The following is a 16,941-nucleotide window of genomic DNA, read 5'->3' as shown; positions in this document are numbered from 1 at the left end:
CACTCCCAGGAGTGAACCGCAGGGCCTGCCGGCCGTCCGGTGGCTTCAGGCCCGGGCCGCTGCGGCCGACCATCTGAAAGGTCGCGATGTAGCGATATGTCCACCTATTGGGCGGATGAACTGAATAAGGGCGCATATCCATGATGTGATTTGAGTCACAAGTGGCAGGCTATTGCTGACCGAGAGTGCCGATCGTTGTGCTCCCTGTGATTCAGTTCTTCTGGCAATCGGACGATAACCAATCAAGAACTATCCGAAGCAGCCGGGGAGCCCCCGCATGGAAGCCGAGTCGGAGCCGTACGTCCGCCTGGCGACCCTCCGCACCTTGCACCGGGTCGTGGCGGACCTCAATGCTGCCCGCAGCCTGGCGGGCACGTTGCAGGCCGTGGTCGAGGGCGCGGTGCACGGACTCGGCTTCGACGCCGCCGCGGTGAGCCTCGTACGCCCCGACGGCGACCTGGTGGTGGCGGCCGTCTGGGAGCTGGAGGAGAGTGCCCTCGGCGGCCCCTCCGTCCTGCTCGGCCAGGTCGGCTCCCGGGAGTCCTGGGACCGGCTGCTCGGCGTCAGCGACCACTGGGGCACCCTGCGCTTCCTGCCGTACGACCGGGGCTGGGCCATCGGCAGCGACATCCCGCGCTGGACGGGCGACGGCCCGCTGCCCGTCTACACCAACGACTGGCACCCCAGCGACGGCCTGCTCGCCCCGATGTACAGCGCCGGCGGCGACCTGCTCGGCGTGCTCTCGGTCGACCGCCCGCGCAGCGGCAAGCGCCCCGGCGCGTGGACCCGCGAAGCCCTGGAGATGTTCTCCCTGCAGGCCTCCATCGCGATCGGCAACGCCCGCCTGCGCGCCGAGATGCAGCGCGCGCTGGCCCGGCTGGAGAAGGAGCAGCAGGCTCTGCGGGCCAGCGAGGAGAGCTTCCGGCAGGCCTTCGAGTACGCCCCCAGCGGGATGGCGATCACCGAGCTGCACGGCGCCGGCCGGGGCCAGCTCACCCGGGTCAACGACGCGCTCTGCCGGCTGCTCGGCCGCCCGCGCGCGGTGCTGCGCCAGCAGAGCTTCTCCGACCTGGTCCACCCCGAGGACAGAGCCCTGCTGGAGCGCACCAGCGCCGAGAGCGGCCGCGCCGAACTGCGGCTCTCCCGGCGGGACGGCGGCTACCAGTGGGTCTGTCTGCGCAACTCGGTGGTCGCCGACGCCGCCGAGGGCCCGAGCTTCCTGCTCACCCACGTCGAGGACATCGAGGAACGCAAGCGGCACGAGTTCCAGCTGGCCCACCGGGCCAGCCACGACGCGCTCACCGGGCTGCCGAACGGCGCCGAGCTGAAGGCCCGGCTCGGGCGCCGGCTCTGCGGCCTGCCGCAGGCACCCGGCGGGGCGCCCCAGCACGCGGCGGCGTACGGTGCGGACCGGCTGCCGGAGCCGGGCTACGCCGGGGCGGGCGAGCTCTCGTACAGCTCGCACTCCGCCTTCGACGGCATCGAGGGCCACGGCTCCGGCCCGGTGCCGATGCACGGCTACGGCGGTCCCGAGGCGCTCGGGGCCGGCCGGCCGGCCGGCTACCTGCCGGCCTACGGCGCGGGCGCCGACCACGCGCACGCGGTGGTGCCCGCCGACCTCGCGGGCGGGGGTGAGCTCTGGAGCGGGGCGCTGCGCTCCGGCGGCGCCGCGGCCGGCGGCGAGAAGGGCCTCGCGGTCCTCTTCTGCGACCTGGACGGCTTCAAGTCGATCAACGACCGGTTCGGTCACAACGCCGGCGACGCCGTCCTGGTCGAGGTCGCCCGGCGGCTCCAGCAGGTCGTCCGGGAGGGTGACACGGTGGCCCGGCTCGGCGGCGACGAGTTCGTGGTGCTGGCCGACGGGATCGGCCGCGAGGAGGCCAAGGAGCTCTCCAACCGGCTGCGCACCGCGATCATCCCGCCGATGCGGATCGACAACCGCGCGATGCGGGTGGGCGTCAGCCTGGGGATCGGCTGGGCGGGCTGCGGCATGAGCATCGAAGAGGTGCTGCACACCGCCGACGAACGGATGTACGACGAGAAGCGGGCCCGCGGTGGCGCCGTCCGCGGTGCCCGCGGCGAGCGCTCGCACCGCCGGGCCGGCTGACTCCCGGCCGCGGCCGGGAGCGGCGGCCCGTACGGGGCTTTTCCCCGGGTCACGCGCGGAAGGTAGGGTTCCCGGGTACGAGCGACCAACCTGGGCCCGTACGGCGTGGTTGCCGTGCGATGCACCGCGACGGGGAGTTGACCACCGTGACGAGCGCCGGCAGCAACGGAGTGCCCGAGGGCCCTGGAAGCGGTGCCCCGCAGGACGACGACCCGTTCGGCTATCTCTACCGGCCCGCCGAGGGGGAGACCGCGCAGGACGGCCGGCAGAGCGGCCAGCAGCCCGGTGTGCCGCGTACCTCCTACAACCGGCCGGTGGAGGTCGGGCGCACCCAGTACGGCCAGCCCGCCCAGCGCCAGGCGCCGCAGTACCAGGAGAGCGCCCAGCCGTACGGCCGCCGGCAGGGCCAGGGTCAGAACCAGGGCCAGAACCCTGGGCAGCCGTCGTACGGCGGCGAGCTGCCCACCCAGCAGAGCCGCTACGCCGAGCGCTCGCGCCCCCGCCCGGGCGAGGAGCGGCCGAGCAGCGGGCGCAGCAAGGGCGCGGTGATCGGCGCGGTGGCCGTGGTCGCGGCGATCGCCGTCGGCGCGGGCATCGCCCTGTCGACCAGCGGTGATCCGGACACCAGGCGGAAGGCCACCGGCGGCCACACCAGCGCGCCGGCCACCGCGACCGGTTCGGCCGGTGCCACGGCCAGCGCCACGCCCTCCGGTACTCCCACCGTCGCCGGTCCGACCACCACCGACGCGGGCCAGCTCCAGGGGCAGAACGCTCCGCTGGGCAACACCGTCAAGGGCGCCAAGTCGGCGGACGGCGGCTATCTGACGCTCCAGGCGGGTTCCTCGGTGACCTGGACGGGCAGCGTCCCGGCGGCGGGCACCTACAAGTTCCTGGTGCACTTCAACAACCCGGCGGCCGACGTCCGGGCCGGTGTCTCGGTCAACGGCAAGGACCGCGACGGCGGTCTCAACCTGCAGAACTACGCGCCGGGCGGCGACCCGACGCAGTCCTGGTACAGCACCTACATCCTGCCGCAGCTCCAGGCAGGGTCGAACACCGTCACGGTGACCGTGCCGGCGGGAGCGGGAACCGTCCTGGTCGACCAGATCACCGTGTCCCCGAACGGCTGACCCGGCACGGACGGCGTCGACCGGTCGGTCGACGCCGTCCGAACCCGTTCGCCGCGCGGGGCCGGCCGGTCGGCTTGGTCAGGCGGTGGTGGCGGTGGTGACGGGGGTGAGGCGTTCGGCGCCGGTGATCCAGTGGCCGCCGCGCATGACGGCGACGAGGTCGTGGGTGGTGGAGTCGAGGACGACCAGGTCGGCGTTCTTGCCCGCTTCGAGGGAGCCGATCGTGTCGTAGCGGCCGAGCAGGCGGGCCGGTACGGCGCTGAGGGATTCGACGGCCTGGTTGAGGCTGAGCCCGTTGACGGTGAGGGAGCGTCGGAAGGCGACGTCGAGGGTGAGGGTGGAGCCGGCGATGGAGCCGCCCTCGACGAGTCGGGCGATGCCGTCCTGGACGCGGACCTGGAGCGGGCCGAGGGGGTAGAGGCCGTCGCCCATGCCGGCTGCGCCCATGGCGTCGGTGATGAGGGCGACGCGGGAGGCGCCGGCGGTGCGGTAGGCGAGGTCGAGGACGGAGGGGTGCAGGTGGACGCCGTCGTTGATCAGTTCGACGGTGACCCGTTCGTCTTCGAGCAGGGCGATGATGGGGCCGGGGGCGCGGTGCTGGATGCCGGGCATCGCGTTGAAGAGGTGGGTGGCGACGGTGGCGCCGGCTTCGATGGCTTCCAGTGTCTTGGCGTAGTCGGAGTCGGTGTGGCCGACGGCGGCGATGACGCCGAGGTCGGCGAGCATCCGGACCGATTCCAGTCCGCCGGGGAGTTCCGGTGCGAGGGTGACCATGGTGGCGTGGCCGCGTGCGGCGTCGACGAGTTTGCGGACCAGGGTGGGGTCGGGGTCGCGCAGCAGGTCGGGGCGGTGGGCGCCGCAGCGGTTGTGGGAGATGAACGGGCCCTCGAAGTGGACGCCGGCGAGGATGCCGTCCTCGACGAGTTCGGAGAGGACGGCGGCCTGGTGGCAGACTTCGTCGATCTCGCCGGTGACGGTGCTGGCGACGGTGGTGGTGGTGCCGTGCAGCAGGTGGGTCCGGGCGGCGGTGAGTGCCTCCTCGGCGATGCCGGAGGCGTAGGAGCCGCCGCCGCCGCCGTGCACGTGCAGGTCGACGAAGCCCGGCACCACGGTGTGGCCCGCCAGGTCGAGGTCGCCCGGCTCCCGCTCGGTGCCGTTCTCCCCCCGGGCCTGCGTCACGGTCGAGATGACGGAGCCCTCGACCGTGATCCGGCCGTCCTCGACGACACCACCGGGAAGGACGAGCCGGGCGCCGGACAGGACGGTGCGCCGCGGCTGAGCCGCTGATTGAATCCGCGCGGTCGTCACGCGGTCACCTCCATCGAGAGCAGGTCCCAGGCGAGCAGGCCGGCGCCAAGGGATGCGGCGGTGTCTTTGAGCATGGCCGGTACGACCTTCGGGGGCATCTGGAAGGTCAACCGCTCGGTGACCGCCGCGCGCAGCGGCGTGAAGAGCGTGTCACCGGCTTCGGCGAGGCCGCCGCCGACGATCACCGTGGACGGGTCGAGCAGGCTCTGGGCCAGCACGATGCCGTCGGCGAGGGCGTCGACCGCGCGGTGCCAGACCCGCAGCGCGCGTTCGTCCCCGGCGTCGACGGCTTCCGCGCAGGCGGCCGCGTCGGCGGCCGGGTCCCCGGTCACCTCGGCCCAGGCCCGGGAGACGGCCGAGGCCGAGGCCAGGGTCTCCAGGCAGCCGCGGGCGCCGCAGCCGCAGGCCGGGCCGCCGGGGCGGACCACCACGTGGCCGATCTCGCCGCCGTAGCCGTGGGCGCCCGCCTCGATCCGTCCACCGATGCCGATGGCGCCGGCGATGCCGGTGCCCAGCGCGATGAAGAGGAACCGGTCGACGCCCCGGCCCGCGCCGAGTCTGCCCTCGGCCAGCCCGCCGGAGCGGACGTCGTGGCCGAGCGCGACCGGCATCAGGGCGCCGCCCCCGGTGGCCAGGCGTTCGCCGAGGAGTTTGCGCAGAGGGAGATCCCGCCAACCGAGGTTGGCGGAGAACACCGCGATCCCGTTCTTCTCGTCGAGCGTCCCCGGGACGGCGACGCCTGCGCCGAGGGGATCGCAGCCGAAACGGCCCCGTCCCTCGTCCGCCAGATCGGCGGCGAAGTCGAGGATGGTGGTGACCACGGCGTCCGTGCCGTGCTCCCGCCCGGTCGGTCGGCGTGCTTCGAACAGCACGGAGCCGTCCTGGGCGAGCAGCGCGGCCTTCATGCCGGTGCCGCCTACATCGAGTGCGATGACGTACTTCACCGGGACAGTTTCGCCTGGCCAGGGCAAAGAGGTCTAGTCCAGTTGGCCGATTGGTCCGTCCGGGGGCTAGTGAGATTTGTCGCTGCGGGTGGGGAACGGGTGATTTGTCCGACCTCCGCCACGCCCTCGGCCGACGGTGAGGTGCGGCGGCCGGGCCGCCCGCCCCGGACGGGATGCGTCCGGCCCCGCCCGTTCCGGCCGGGATGCGCGCGGCCGGGCCCGCCCCGGACGGGATGCGCGCGGCCGGGCCCGCCCCGGACGGGATGCGCGCGGCCGGGCCCGCCTCGCGCATCCCGCGCAGGGTGCGCACGGGGATGCAGAGGCGGGATGCAGAGGGTGGGCGCGCGGCGCGTGGCGCGCGGGGGAGGGCGCAGCCCGTGTCCGGGGGTGCGAACGGGGGAACGTGCCGGTGCGACCGCCGGCCGCGGCTGATCGGCCGGACGTCGGGAGAGGGGCTGCGCGGCCCGGGCGTCCCGGTCGCCGTCCGGCGGCGCGACCTCGACGGCGGAGCCACCGCCGCCAGGCGTCGGGGGGCTGCGCGGGCCGCCCCGAGTCGGTCGGGCGGCGGGGGGCGGCTCCGGTCGGGTCCGCCGGGGTGCCGGTCGGCGTCACCGAGGGGCCGGCGGATCCGGTGCGAGTTGACGGTCCGTCCGGAGCGGGGGTGCCCCCGGCGGCGGCGTGATCACCCGCGGTCGCTCAGGCCGTCCGCGGCCACCGGCCGCCGCGCCGGACGAGGTGGCCCGGGGCGTCGTGGTGCCGGACGTCATGGGCGCCTGGGCCCGACGAGCCGGTCGGCGCGCCCGGAGTGATGGCCCGTCATGGGAGTGGGGCCGCCGGAGTCGAGGTGGGCGAGGAGCCGACCGTTGCGTTCACGGCGGCGGGCGTCGAGGTGATCAGAGCCTTAACCCCGACCGGACGGGAGGTTGATCTGTCCGGTATCGCCGTAATGTCATTGCGCGTGCTGCAACGTGACCCCGCACTTCGGTAACTACCCCGAAGAGGTCTGGACCTGTCAGTGTCCGGTTTGGAAGTGTTGCCGACACTCTCCCTCACGAAGGCGGTAACCGCGGTGAACAGGCGTGCCCACGGGTCCTGTCGGCTGATCGGAACGGCGGTGACCGGTGCGCTGCTGCTCAGTGGCTGCGGCCTCCTGTCCGGCTCGGACGTCACGCTGAAGCTGGTCGCCGCCGACTACGGCGACTCCGAGGCGAACAGCTCCAAGCCCTACTGGGAGGACCTCGCGCACCGCTTCGAGGCGGCCAACCCCTCGATCAAGGTCAAGGTCGACGTGGTCGCCTGGACCGACATCGACAAGCACGTCGCCGACCTGATCAAGAGCGGCGACACGCCCGACCTCGTGCAGACCGGCGGCTTCGCCGACCAGGTCGCCGCCGGGCGGCTCTACCCCGCCGCCGACGTGCTCTCGATGGAGACCCAGGCCAACCTCAGCGAGAACTTCACCCACGCCGGCCAGGTGCTCGGCACCCAGTACGGCATCCCCTGGGTCGCCTCCTCCCGGGTGTTCTTCTACAACAAGACGATCTTCCAGAAGGCGGGCATCACCCAGCCCCCGGCCACCTGGTCCGAACTGCGCCAGGACGCCGACAAGATCAAGGCCAAGGTGCCCGGCGTGATCCCGTACGGGCTGCCGCTCGGCTCCGAGGAGGCCCAGGCCGAGTCGATGATGTGGGCGATGAGCGGCGGCGGCAGCCTCTCCGACGACGTCGGCAACTACACCATCGACAGCCCCCAGAACGTGGCCACCTTCACCTGGCTGCACACCAACCTCATCGAGACCCACGACACCTACGCCGACCCGGGCACGGTCAACCGCAAAACCGCCTTCGGCGACTTCGCGGCCGGCAAGGTGGCGATGCTCAACGGCCACCCCTCGCTGCTGGGCGCGGCCACCGCCGCGAACGTCGACTTCGGCACCGCGCCGCTCCCGCGCAAGGACGGCGTGGCCAGGACCGGCACGCTCGGCGTGGCCGACTGGATGATGGCCTTCAAGGCCAACGGCCACAAGACCGAGATCAAGAAGTTCCTCACCATGGTGTACGCCAAGGACAGCCAGCTCGCCTTCGACGAGAAGTACAACCTGCTGCCGGTGACCGAGGACACCCTGGCCGAGATGAGCGGCAACGGGAAGCACGCCGACCTCAAGCAGTTCCTCGACGCCCTGCCCAACGCCAACTTCTACCCGCTCGGGGACCCGGCCTGGGAGCAGATCAGCGCCAAGATCAAGGCGGAGATCGGCAAGGCGGCGACCGGCGACGCCGCCGCGGTGCTCGGCGGCCTGCAGGATGCCGCCGCGGCGGAGACCAAGAAGGTCCGCTAGCCGCACCCGCCCGCCGCAGCCGCCGGCCGCGCTCGCCCGCCGTGCCCGTCCCCGACCGGGGGCGGGCACGGCGGCTCTCAGCCGAGGGTGAGCGCGTACGCCTTGCGGAGGGTCTCGTGGACCGTCCAGGTGGTCCGGTCGCCGGCGTGCAGGACGGCCGCGTCGCCCGGTCCCACCTCCAGGGTCGGACCGCCCTCGAACTCGATCGTCGCCCGGCCGCTGAGCACCACGAACAGCTCGTCGGCCTCGGTGTCGGTGACCACCCCCGGGGTGATCTGCCAGATCCCGCGCAGCTGGCGGCCGTCCGCGGACTCCCAGAGCACCCGGCCGGACACCTCCGGGGTGCCCGAGACGATCTGAGCGGGGTCGAGCGGGTCGGGTTCGAGCTCGGCACTCGGCACGTGCACGGCGTAGCTGTCGGTCATGCTCCCGACGCTAACCCGCCCGGGGCGCCGGGCGGGGGCGGCAGAGTGTGTCGGACCGGCGGGGGAGAATGACACCTCGTAGGGGCCCGCACCCGGCGGCCCGGGCGGACGCGGAGGTGGCGGCGATGGCGGAGCTCGACGAGCGGGAGCTCGCCGTGCTGGCCCTGGAGGCCAGGCCCTGGCGGACGGCCGGCGCCAAGGAACGGGCCGTCCGGGAGGAGCTCGGACTCTCCGGCACCCGGTACTACCAGCTGCTCAACGCCCTGCTGGACCGCCCGGAGGCCCTCGCCCACGACCCGCTGCTGATCAACCGGCTGCGCCGGATCCGCGAGCGCAAGCGGGCGGCCCGCTAGAGCCTGCCCACGGACGGGTGGGCGGTGGAGAGCCGTGGCGCCGGCCCCGGACGGCGCACCGGCGGTGCCCCGCGGTGCGTCGCGGTGTGCTCCGGGGAGCCGTGGGTAGGGTCCGAACATGGCCATCACCGACTTGCCGCAGCCCCGAACGACCGCCGGGCGGGACGGGCTGGCGGCCCTGCTCGCCGACCCCGGCGGGGCCGTCCTCACCTTCGACTTCGACGGCACGCTCTCCCCGATCGTCCCCGACCCGACCCGGGCCCGTGCCCACCCCGACGCCGCCGCCGCGCTCGCCGCGCTGGCCCCGCGGGTCGACTCGGTGCTGGTGCTCACCGGCCGGCCGGCCGCCCTGGCGGTCGAGTTGGGCGGCTTCGCCCAGGTGCCCGGCCTGGTCGTGCTCGGCCAGTACGGGGTGGAGCGCTGGGACTCCGCCAGCAGCGAGGTCAGGGCCCCCGCGCCGCACCCGGGGGTGCTGGCTCTGCGGCCGCTGCTGGAGCAGTGGCTGGAGGGCGCGGGAGCGCCGCCCGGCACCTGGGTGGAGGACAAGGGCAGGGCGCTGGCCGTGCACACCCGCCGCGCCGCCGCGCCCGAAGCGGCGCTGGAACTGCTGCGCGAGCCGCTGGCCGGCCTGGCCGCCGACCACGGCCTGCTGGTGGAGCCCGGTCGGCTGGTGCTGGAACTGCGCCCCCCGGGCATCGACAAGGGCGCCGCGCTGACCGCCTTCCTGCGGGAGCGGGGCGCCCGCTCGGTGCTCTACGCCGGGGACGACCTGGGCGACCTCGCGGCCTTCGCCGCGGTCGAGAAGCTCCGCGGCGAGGGCGTGCCCGGTCTGCTGGTGTGCAGCGCCGCGGACGGTGAGCCGGCCGTTCCCGAGATCGCCGACCGGGCGGACCTGGTGGTCCCCGGCCCGGCCGGCGTGGTCGCGCTCGCGCGGGCGCTGGCGGAGCGGATCGAAGGCCGCTGACCCGGGCGGCCGGGCCGGGCCGGGCCGGGCCGCCGGCCCGGCCCGGCTCAGCGCAGCGCGTCGAGCTGGTCCAGGAACCACTGCTGCGGCGGCAGCGCGGTGGCCGCCGCGGCGAGCCGCTTGGTGCGCTCGGTGCGCTCGGCCTCCGGCATGACCAGCGCGGTGTGCAGGGCCTGCGCGGTGGCGATCACGTCGTACGGGTTGACGGTGATCGCGTCGTCCGCGAGCTCCGCGTGGGCGCCGGCCTCCCGGGAGAGGACCAGGGCGCAGCCGGCGTCGGAGACCACCGGGACCTCCTTGGCCACCAGGTTCATGCCGTCCCGGATCGGGTTGACCAGGGCGACGTCGGCCAGCCGGTAGGCGGCCAGCGAGCGCGGGAAGTCGTCGTCGACGTGCAGGATCAGCGGCTGCCAGCCGTCGGCGGCGAACTCGGCGTTGATCTCCCCGGCGATCCGCTCCACCGATGCGGTGTACGCGCGGTACTCGGCGAGGTCGGTCCGTGAGGGGTAGGCGAAGGCGATGTGCACGACCCGGCCGAGCCACTCGGGCCGGGTGCGCAGCAGGTGCCGGTAGGCGAGCAGGCCGCGGACGATGTTCTTGCTGAGCTCGGTGCGGTCGACCCGGACGATCGTGCGGCGATCCCCGACCGCCTCCCGCAGCGCGGCGAGGCGCTCGTCGACGTCGGGGCGGTGCGAGCGCTCGCGCAGGAAGTCGGCGTCGGCGCCCAGTGCGTGCACGCCGAGCCGGGTGGTGCGCCCCGCGTGCGTCACGGTGAGCGCCTCGTGGTCCACCTCGGCGCCGAGCACGTCCGCGCAGCAGTCCGCGAAGGCGGTGGCCCAGCGGCGGGTCAGGAAGGCGGCCCGGTCGGCGCCGAGGATGCCGGTCAGGACGGCCTCGGCGACGTCGTCCGGCAGCATCCGGTAGTAGTCCGGCGGCGCCCACGGCGTGTGCGAGAAGTGCCCGATCCGCAGGTCGGGGCGCCGGGCCCGGAGCAGCGCGGGCACCAGCGAGAGGTGGTAGTCCTGCACCAGGACGGCCGCGCCGGGGGCGGCCTCGGCGGCGAGCGCGTCGGCGAAGGCGGCGTTGTAGGCCTCGTACGCCGCCCACTCGGTCCGGAAGCCGGCGTCGAAGGCGGGTTCGGTCGGCGTCGCGTACAGCAGGTGGTGGACGAACCACAGGGTGGAGTTGGCGACGCCGTTGTAGGCCCGCGCGAAGGTGTCGGGATCGATGTCCAGCATCCGGACGGCCTGTCCGCCGACGTCGTGGCCGGCCCGGTCCAGGCGCCCCTCGGGCGCCTCGCGCGCGGCCGCCCGGTCGGCGTCGCCGAGCGCCGCGCAGACCCAGACCGCCGAGGGGTCGTCGATGGCGGACAGCCCCGACACGAGGCCGCCGCCGCCCCGGCGCAGGCTCAGCGTGCCGTCGCCCTGCCGGGTGAAGGACACCGGGCCCCGGTTGGAGGCCACCAGGACGGGGGCGCTGCCGGTCGGACTCGAACGTACCGTCGTGAGATCGCCCATGGTTGGAACCTTGCCGTGGGCCGGTGCCCCCAAACCCCCTATCGCGTGGTGTGACGGCCCGCATACTCGGCGACGGTGCGCATCGGGGGCCGCTCGACCGCTCCCACCCGGTGGGTCTGCGGGGCGAAGCCGTCCCCGGTCCGGGTGAACTGGGTGAGCAGCGGGTGCACCAGATCCTCGCCGGCCTTCAGGCGGTGGCTGCGGTCCAGCCGCTCCAGGGCGGTGCGGTAGATGGTCGCGGCCATCCGGCCCAGCGCCTGGCTGTCCTGGTGGCGGTGGCGGCGCACGCCCACGTCGACCTGGGCCAGCGCGTCCAGGCCGGCCGTCTCCAGGGCGTCCACCAGCAGGCCGAGTTCGACGCCGTACCCGGTCGGGAAGGGCAGCCGCTCCAGCAGCGAGCGGCGGGCCGCGTACTCGCCGCCCAGCGGTTGGACGAAGCCCGCCAGCTCGGGCCAGTGGAGGTTGAGCAGCGGCCGGGCGACCAGCTCGGTGACCCGGCCGCCGCCGACCGGGTCCACCGGGCCGACGGCGCCCTCGGCGCCGCCGCCGGCCGGCGTGAGCGGGCGGTCGTACATCGCCTTGACCAGCTGGAGGCCCGGCTCGGTGAGCAGCGGGCCGACGATGCCCGAGACGAAGGCCGGGTCGAACTCGCGCAGGTCGGCGTCGACGAAGCAGACGATCTCGCCGGAGGTGACCAGCAGCGAGCGCCAGAGCACCTCGCCCTTGCCGGGTTCGGCGGGCAGCCGGGGCAGTATCGCGTCCCGGTGCACCACCCGGGCGCCCGCGGCGGCGGCGGCCCCGGCGGTGTCGTCCGCCGACCCGGAGTCGACCACGACCAGCTCGTCGACCAGCGGCACCCGCTCCATCAGCTCCCGGCGGATCACCCGGACGATGTCCCCGACGGTGGCCTCCTCGTCGAGGGCGGGCAGGACCACGCTGATCGTTCCGGCCGGCCCGGCCGCCCGCTTGGCGGCGAGGAGGCTGTGCACCGGACGGTCGGCCGCGCTCCAGGAGCGGCGGCGCAGCCAGGACGCCACCTCCGGGAGAAGCGCGGTGGGCAGCTCGGCAGGCACGGGCACACTCCTTGGTGGGGCACAGCACGGGTGGGGCGCAACCAGTGTGGGTGAGGCGGCTCACGCCGCCCGGGGCATCTCGGGTGGCGGACGGACGGGTTCAGGGTTGACGCCTTCGGATACAGTCTTCGTACAGCGTTCAGACCTTCGCACGCCGGGGTCCCCCGCTGAGCAGGACCACAACTTCACAGAGCTCATCCAGAGGGACTGAGGGAACGGCCCGTCGAAGTCCCGGCAACCTTCTCGCGCGGCGGCTTCGGCGGCCCGGCGGGACAGGTGCCAATTCCGTCCTGTGGCGCGCCCGCGTCATGGGGAAGATGAGGAGAGAGGCCTCCGCCATCATGGCTATCGACACCGCAGCCGCCGCGTCCACCGTTGACCTCGGCCCCGCCACCGCGCTTTCCTGTCGCGAGTGCGGCACCCGCTTCCCGCTCGGTCCGAGCTTCGCGTGCCAGGAGTGCTTCGGCCCGCTGGAGATCGCGTACGACTTCGGCTCCATCGACGCCGAGGAGCTGCGCAAGCGGATCGAGGCCGGCCCGGCGTCGGTCTGGCGCTACGCCCCGCTGCTGCCCGTCCCCGCCGACGTCGCCGACAAGCCCAACCTGAACCCGGGCTGGACCCCGCTGGTGAAGGCCGACAACCTGGGCCGCGAGCTCGGTTTCAGCGCCCGGTTGTACGTCAAGGACGACTCGGGCAACCCGACGCACTCGTTCAAGGACCGCGTGGTGGCCTGCGCCATCGAGGCGGCCCGGGTGTTCGGCTTCACCACGCTCTCCTGCTCCTCGACCGGCAACCTGGCCGGCGCGGTGGGCGCCGCGGCCGCCCGGGCCGGCTTCAAGTCCTGCGTGTTCATCCCGCACGACCTGGAGCAGGCCAAGGTCGTCATGGCCGGTGTGTACGGCGGCGAGCTGGTCGGCATCGAGGGCAACTACGACGACGTGAACCGCTTCTGCTCGGAGCTGATCGGTGATCCGGCCGGCGAGGGCTGGGGCTTCGTCAACGTCAACCTGCGCCCGTACTACGGCGAGGGTTCCAAGACCCTGGCGTACGAGATCTGCGAGCAGCTGGGCTGGCGTCTGCCGGAGCAGCTCGTGATCCCGATCGCGTCGGGCTCCCAGCTCACCAAGATCGACAAGGGCCTGCAGGAGCTGATCAAGCTCGGCCTGGTCGAGGACCGCCCGTACCGGATCTTCGGAGCCCAGGCCGAGGGCTGCTCCCCGGTCTCCGCCGCCTTCAAGGCGGGCCGGGACGTCATCCGTCCGGTCAAGCCCGACACCATCGCCAAGTCGCTGGCGATCGGCAACCCGGCGGACGGCCCCTACGTCCTGGACATCGCCCGCCGTACCGGCGGCGCGGTCGAGGACGTGACCGACGCCGAGGTGGTGGAGGCGATCAAGCTGCTGGCCCGCACCGAGGGCATCTTCGCCGAGACCGCCGGCGGGGTGACCATCGGCGTGCTGAAGAAGCTGGTCGAGACCGGTCAGCTGGACCCGTCCAAGGAGACCGTCGCGATCAACACCGGCGACGGCCTCAAGACCCTGGACGCGGTGGCCGATGCCGGTTTCACCGCGACCATCCGCCCGACGCTGGAGTCCTTCCGCTCGGCCGGCCTCGCCTCCGCCTGATCCCCCACCCCGCTAGGAGAGCCACCGCCATGAGCGCCAACGTCCGCATCCCGACCATCCTGCGCACCTACACCGGCGGCGCCGCCGAGGTGGCCGCCGAGGGCGCGACCCTCGCCGAGGTCCTCGCCGACCTGGAGAAGAACCACGCCGGCATCGCGGCCCGGGTGCTCGACGACACCGGCAAGCTGCGCCGTTTCGTGAACATCTACGTGAACGACGACGACGTGCGGTTCGCCGAGGGCCTGGCCACGGAGATCAAGGACGGCGCCAGCGTCTCGATCATCCCGGCGGTGGCCGGCGGCTGCTGAGCCCCGGCGGCGGCCGCCGCCGCGGCAGGAGCGGCCCGAGGCCGTAGCGCACGACCGAGCCGCCTTCCCCACCCGGAATCGCATTCTCCGGGCCGGGAAGGCGGCTCTCGGTGTCCCGGTGGGAATCGGGCGGCCCGCGGCGGAGTAAAGTGTCCGACAGTGCCGATGACGGGTCCCCTCCCCATTCCGGCAGCTTCCGCGCCCGTGGGCGCTCCGCGACACCCGTGACCGTCCGGTCGTTGAGACCGGTGCGGGTCGCGCCCGTGGAACATGTCAGGCAGGTGTCAGAATTCCTGCCGTGTTTCGGGTAATTCGTCCGCTATGTCCCGCGCCGAATGCCAAATTTATCCATATTGATCCGGTATTGCCCCTTGACAGTCGCCGTGAATTCCCGGTGGCTGGGCCTGTTGCAGAGGGCTTCGGTACGGATACATTCAGCCGCGGTCGACGCGTTCACCCGTTCAGCCGGTCACCGCCCGGTGGCTCTCGGTGGGTGTCCGTGGTGTGCGGGGCTGTGCTCAGGGGGGGTTCCCCGGGTCGGCCTCAACCAGACCCGGGACCGCGACCCGCGGGCACCGTGAAGGGCCAGTACAGCACTAGGGGAGTTCGGAATGGCTCAGGGCACCGTCAAGTGGTTCAACGCGGAGAAGGGCTACGGCTTCATCGCGGTCGACGGTGGTGCGGACGTGTTCGTCCACTACAGCGCGATCCAGATGGACGGCTACCGCACCCTCGAGGAGGGCCAGCGGGTCGAGTTCGAGATCTCCCAGGGACAGAAGGGCCCGCAGGCGGACATGGTCCGCGCGGCGGTCTGACCTTTCCGGACCCCGGAGCCTCGTCTCGGCCCAAGGGCTGGTGATCCGCTTCGACCGACGGGCCCGTACGACTCACGTCGTACGGGCCCGTCGGCACGTCCGGCCCCGCGCGTCCCTCCCGCGGGCGCCCGCGGCGCCGTGACGCGTCCGCCTGGATCGTCGATTGGGCTTGCACTCGACATGGTGGAGTGCTAATCATTGGCGTTAGCACTCACAGCTTGAGAGTGCTACGGACCGGGTCGGTGAGGCCCCCGGGAGCGGTAGGGGAAAGGACCCCCGCACACCAGGGCCGTCCGTCGCGGGCACCTACCGGTCCGAGCATTCGCCGCCGTCTCGGAGGACCACTTCACATGGCAAAGATCATCGCGTTTGACGAGGAAGCTCGCCGCGGCCTTGAGCGCGGGATGAACCAGCTTGCCGACGCCGTCAAGGTCACGCTCGGCCCCAAGGGTCGCAACGTCGTCCTTGAGAAGAAGTGGGGCGCCCCCACGATCACCAACGACGGTGTCTCCATCGCCAAGGAGATCGAGCTCGAGGACCCGTACGAGAAGATCGGTGCCGAGCTCGTCAAGGAGGTCGCGAAGAAGACCGACGACGTCGCGGGCGACGGCACCACCACCGCGACCGTCCTGGCCCAGGCCCTGGTCAAGGAAGGCCTGCGCAACGTCGCGGCCGGCGCCAACCCGATGGCCCTGAAGCGCGGCATCGAGAAGGCCGTCAAGGCCGTCTCCGACCAGCTGCTCGCCCAGGCCAAGGACGTGGAGACCAAGGAGCAGATCGCCTCCACCGCCTCCATCTCGGCCGCCGACACGCAGATCGGCGAGCTCATCGCCGAGGCGATGGACAAGGTCGGCAAGGAAGGCGTCATCACCGTCGAGGAGAGCAACACCTTCGGTCTGGAGCTTGAGCTCACCGAGGGCATGCGCTTCGACAAGGGCTACATCTCGGCCTACTTCGCCACCGACCTGGAGCGGATGGAGACCTCGTTCGAGGACCCCTACATCCTGATCGTCAACTCCAAGATCGGCTCGGTCAAGGACCTCCTCCCGCTGCTGGAGAAGGTCATGCAGAGCGGCAAGCCGCTGGTCATCATCGCCGAGGACGTCGAGGGCGAGGCCCTGTCGACCCTGGTCGTGAACAAGATCCGCGGCACCTTCAAGTCCGTCGCCGTCAAGGCCCCGGGCTTCGGTGACCGCCGCAAGGCCATGCTCGGCGACATCGCCATCCTCACCGGTGGCACCGTGGTCTCCGAGGAGGTCGGCCTCAAGCTGGAGAACGCCGGCGTCGACCTGCTGGGCACCGCCCGCAAGGTGGTCATCACCAAGGACGAGACCACCATCGTCGACGGTGGCGGCGACAGCGACCAGGTCGCGGGCCGCGTGAACCAGATCCGCGCCGAGATCGAGAACAGCGACTCGGACTACGACCGCGAGAAGCTCCAGGAGCGCCTCGCCAAGCTGGCCGGCGGCGTCGCCGTGATCAAGGCCGGCGCGGCGACCGAGGTCGAGCTCAAGGAGCGCAAGCACCGCATCGAGGACGCCGTCCGCAACGCGAAGGCCGCCGTCGAGGAGGGCATCGTCGCCGGTGGTGGCGTTGCGCTGCTGCAGGCCGGTGTCGTGTTCGACAAGCTGGAGCTGGAGGGCGACGAGGCCACCGGTGCCAACATCGTCCGCGTGGCGCTGGAGGCCCCGATCAAGCAGATCGCGGTCAACGCCGGCCTTGAGGGCGGTGTCGTGGTGGAGAAGGTGCGCAACCTCCCCGCCGGCCACGGTCTGAACGCCGCGACCAACGAGTACGTCGACCTCATCGCCGCGGGCATCATCGACCCGGCGAAGGTCACCCGCTCGGCCCTGCAGAACGCCGCCTCCATCGCGGCGCTCTTCCTCACCACCGAGGCCGTCATCGCCGACAAGCCCGAGAAGGCCGGTGCCCCCGCGGGCGGCGGCATGCCGGGCGGTGACATGGACTTCTGATCCTTTCGAGGATCGGCTGTTCCGATCGCGAGGGCGGTCCCCTTCGGGGGGCCGCCCTCGC

Annotated in this window: 14 protein-coding genes and 1 riboswitch; of the genes, 9 read left to right on the top strand and 5 right to left on the bottom strand. The window is 72.8% G+C overall.

What is annotated here, in order from left to right; genetic code table 11:
- Window positions 1-277 precede the first annotated feature (277 nt).
- Both OG823_RS15080 and OG823_RS15075 read left to right on the top strand, forming a co-directional pair.
- Window positions 278-2,107 carry a diguanylate cyclase domain-containing protein gene (locus OG823_RS15080; protein WP_371480049.1) on the top strand — a complete coding sequence of 610 codons (1,830 nt, stop codon included), beginning with the start codon at window positions 278-280 and terminating at the stop codon, window positions 2,105-2,107.
- Between the two features lie 119 nt (window positions 2,108-2,226).
- The gene (locus tag OG823_RS15075) at window positions 2,227-3,237 is read left to right on the top strand and encodes a hypothetical protein (RefSeq protein ID WP_371480048.1); all 1,011 of its coding nucleotides are present in this window, start codon (window positions 2,227-2,229) and stop codon (window positions 3,235-3,237) included.
- A gap of 78 nt (window positions 3,238-3,315) precedes the next feature.
- Here the strand turns inward: OG823_RS15075 and nagA are convergent, their stop codons facing one another.
- Both nagA and OG823_RS15065 read right to left on the bottom strand, forming a co-directional pair.
- The gene (nagA, locus tag OG823_RS15070) at window positions 3,316-4,545 is read right to left on the bottom strand and encodes an N-acetylglucosamine-6-phosphate deacetylase (RefSeq protein ID WP_371480047.1); all 1,230 of its coding nucleotides are present in this window, start codon (window positions 4,543-4,545) and stop codon (window positions 3,316-3,318) included.
- Window positions 4,542-5,489 (bottom strand): ROK family protein, encoded by a 948-nt coding sequence (locus OG823_RS15065; RefSeq protein WP_371480046.1) that lies wholly within the window; start codon window positions 5,487-5,489, stop codon window positions 4,542-4,544. Before OG823_RS15065 ends, nagA begins: the two co-directional genes overlap by 4 nt.
- A gap of 1,114 nt (window positions 5,490-6,603) precedes the next feature.
- Here OG823_RS15065 and OG823_RS15060 point away from each other — a divergent pair.
- The gene (locus OG823_RS15060) at window positions 6,604-7,827 is read left to right on the top strand and encodes an extracellular solute-binding protein (protein WP_371480045.1); all 1,224 of its coding nucleotides are present in this window, start codon (window positions 6,604-6,606) and stop codon (window positions 7,825-7,827) included.
- A 77-nt stretch (window positions 7,828-7,904) separates the two neighbouring features.
- Here the strand turns inward: OG823_RS15060 and OG823_RS15055 are convergent, their stop codons facing one another.
- Entirely contained in the window at window positions 7,905-8,252 is a 348-nt protein-coding gene (locus OG823_RS15055) for a cupin domain-containing protein (protein WP_371480044.1), read from the bottom strand.
- 125 nt (window positions 8,253-8,377) lie between these two features.
- Between OG823_RS15055 and OG823_RS15050 the strand changes: the two genes are divergently transcribed.
- On the top strand, window positions 8,378-8,605 hold the full coding sequence (locus tag OG823_RS15050) for a DUF3263 domain-containing protein (RefSeq protein ID WP_371480043.1): 228 nt from the start codon (window positions 8,378-8,380) through the stop codon (window positions 8,603-8,605).
- Between the two features lie 118 nt (window positions 8,606-8,723).
- Window positions 8,724-9,569 carry a trehalose-phosphatase gene (gene otsB, locus OG823_RS15045; protein WP_371480042.1) on the top strand — a complete coding sequence of 282 codons (846 nt, stop codon included), beginning with the start codon at window positions 8,724-8,726 and terminating at the stop codon, window positions 9,567-9,569.
- 47 nt (window positions 9,570-9,616) lie between these two features.
- On the opposite strand, the gene OG823_RS15040 is transcribed toward otsB, so the two are convergent.
- Both OG823_RS15040 and OG823_RS15035 read right to left on the bottom strand, forming a co-directional pair.
- Window positions 9,617-11,086 carry a trehalose-6-phosphate synthase gene (locus OG823_RS15040; protein WP_371480041.1) on the bottom strand — a complete coding sequence of 490 codons (1,470 nt, stop codon included), beginning with the start codon at window positions 11,084-11,086 and terminating at the stop codon, window positions 9,617-9,619.
- A gap of 38 nt (window positions 11,087-11,124) precedes the next feature.
- Window positions 11,125-12,159: a glucosyl-3-phosphoglycerate synthase gene (locus OG823_RS15035; protein ID WP_371480040.1), complete on the bottom strand. Its 1,035-nt coding sequence runs from the start codon at window positions 12,157-12,159 to the stop codon at window positions 11,125-11,127.
- A 191-nt stretch (window positions 12,160-12,350) separates the two neighbouring features.
- A riboswitch (SAM riboswitch) is annotated at window positions 12,351-12,483 on the top strand.
- A gap of 17 nt (window positions 12,484-12,500) precedes the next feature.
- On the opposite strand from OG823_RS15035, the gene thrC reads away from it, so the two are divergent.
- The 4 genes from thrC (at window position 12,501) to groL (ending at window position 16,880) form a co-directional block, all read left to right on the top strand.
- Complete coding sequence (gene thrC / locus OG823_RS15030) at window positions 12,501-13,784, top strand: threonine synthase (protein WP_371480039.1); 1,284 nt, start codon at window positions 12,501-12,503, stop codon at window positions 13,782-13,784.
- Window positions 13,785-13,813: 29 nt separating this feature from the next.
- Complete coding sequence (locus tag OG823_RS15025) at window positions 13,814-14,092, top strand: ubiquitin-like small modifier protein 1 (protein ID WP_371480037.1); 279 nt, start codon at window positions 13,814-13,816, stop codon at window positions 14,090-14,092.
- Between the two features lie 611 nt (window positions 14,093-14,703).
- Window positions 14,704-14,907, top strand: a complete 204-nt coding sequence (locus OG823_RS15020) for a cold-shock protein (protein WP_030289665.1) — start codon at window positions 14,704-14,706, stop codon at window positions 14,905-14,907.
- A 350-nt stretch (window positions 14,908-15,257) separates the two neighbouring features.
- The gene (gene groL / locus OG823_RS15015) at window positions 15,258-16,880 is read left to right on the top strand and encodes a chaperonin GroEL (protein WP_371480035.1); all 1,623 of its coding nucleotides are present in this window, start codon (window positions 15,258-15,260) and stop codon (window positions 16,878-16,880) included.
- The last annotated feature ends 61 nt before the right edge of the window (window positions 16,881-16,941 follow it).

Origin of the sequence: Kitasatospora sp. NBC_00315 (genome assembly GCF_041435095.1) — a bacterium.
Taxonomy (GTDB): Bacteria; Actinomycetota; Actinomycetes; order Streptomycetales; family Streptomycetaceae; genus Kitasatospora.
This window is presented reverse-complemented; position numbering and strand designations above follow the sequence as displayed.

What these genes read in the sequence shown, in the direction of transcription:
- OG823_RS15080 (WP_371480049.1), top strand. Translation starts at nt 278, where the DNA reads ATGGAAGCCGAGTCGGAGCCGTACGTCCGCCTGGCGACCCTCCGCACC.
- OG823_RS15075 (WP_371480048.1), top strand. Translation starts at nt 2,227, where the DNA reads ATGCACCGCGACGGGGAGTTGACCACCGTGACGAGCGCCGGCAGCAAC.
- OG823_RS15055 (WP_371480044.1), bottom strand. Translation starts at nt 8,252, where the DNA reads ATGACCGACAGCTACGCCGTGCACGTGCCGAGTGCCGAGCTCGAACCC.
- OG823_RS15050 (WP_371480043.1), top strand. Translation starts at nt 8,378, where the DNA reads ATGGCGGAGCTCGACGAGCGGGAGCTCGCCGTGCTGGCCCTGGAGGCC.
- otsB (WP_371480042.1), top strand. Translation starts at nt 8,724, where the DNA reads ATGGCCATCACCGACTTGCCGCAGCCCCGAACGACCGCCGGGCGGGAC.
- OG823_RS15040 (WP_371480041.1), bottom strand. Translation starts at nt 11,086, where the DNA reads ATGGGCGATCTCACGACGGTACGTTCGAGTCCGACCGGCAGCGCCCCC.
- thrC (WP_371480039.1), top strand. Translation starts at nt 12,501, where the DNA reads ATGGCTATCGACACCGCAGCCGCCGCGTCCACCGTTGACCTCGGCCCC.
- OG823_RS15025 (WP_371480037.1), top strand. Translation starts at nt 13,814, where the DNA reads ATGAGCGCCAACGTCCGCATCCCGACCATCCTGCGCACCTACACCGGC.
- OG823_RS15020 (WP_030289665.1), top strand. Translation starts at nt 14,704, where the DNA reads ATGGCTCAGGGCACCGTCAAGTGGTTCAACGCGGAGAAGGGCTACGGC.
- groL (WP_371480035.1), top strand. Translation starts at nt 15,258, where the DNA reads ATGGCAAAGATCATCGCGTTTGACGAGGAAGCTCGCCGCGGCCTTGAG.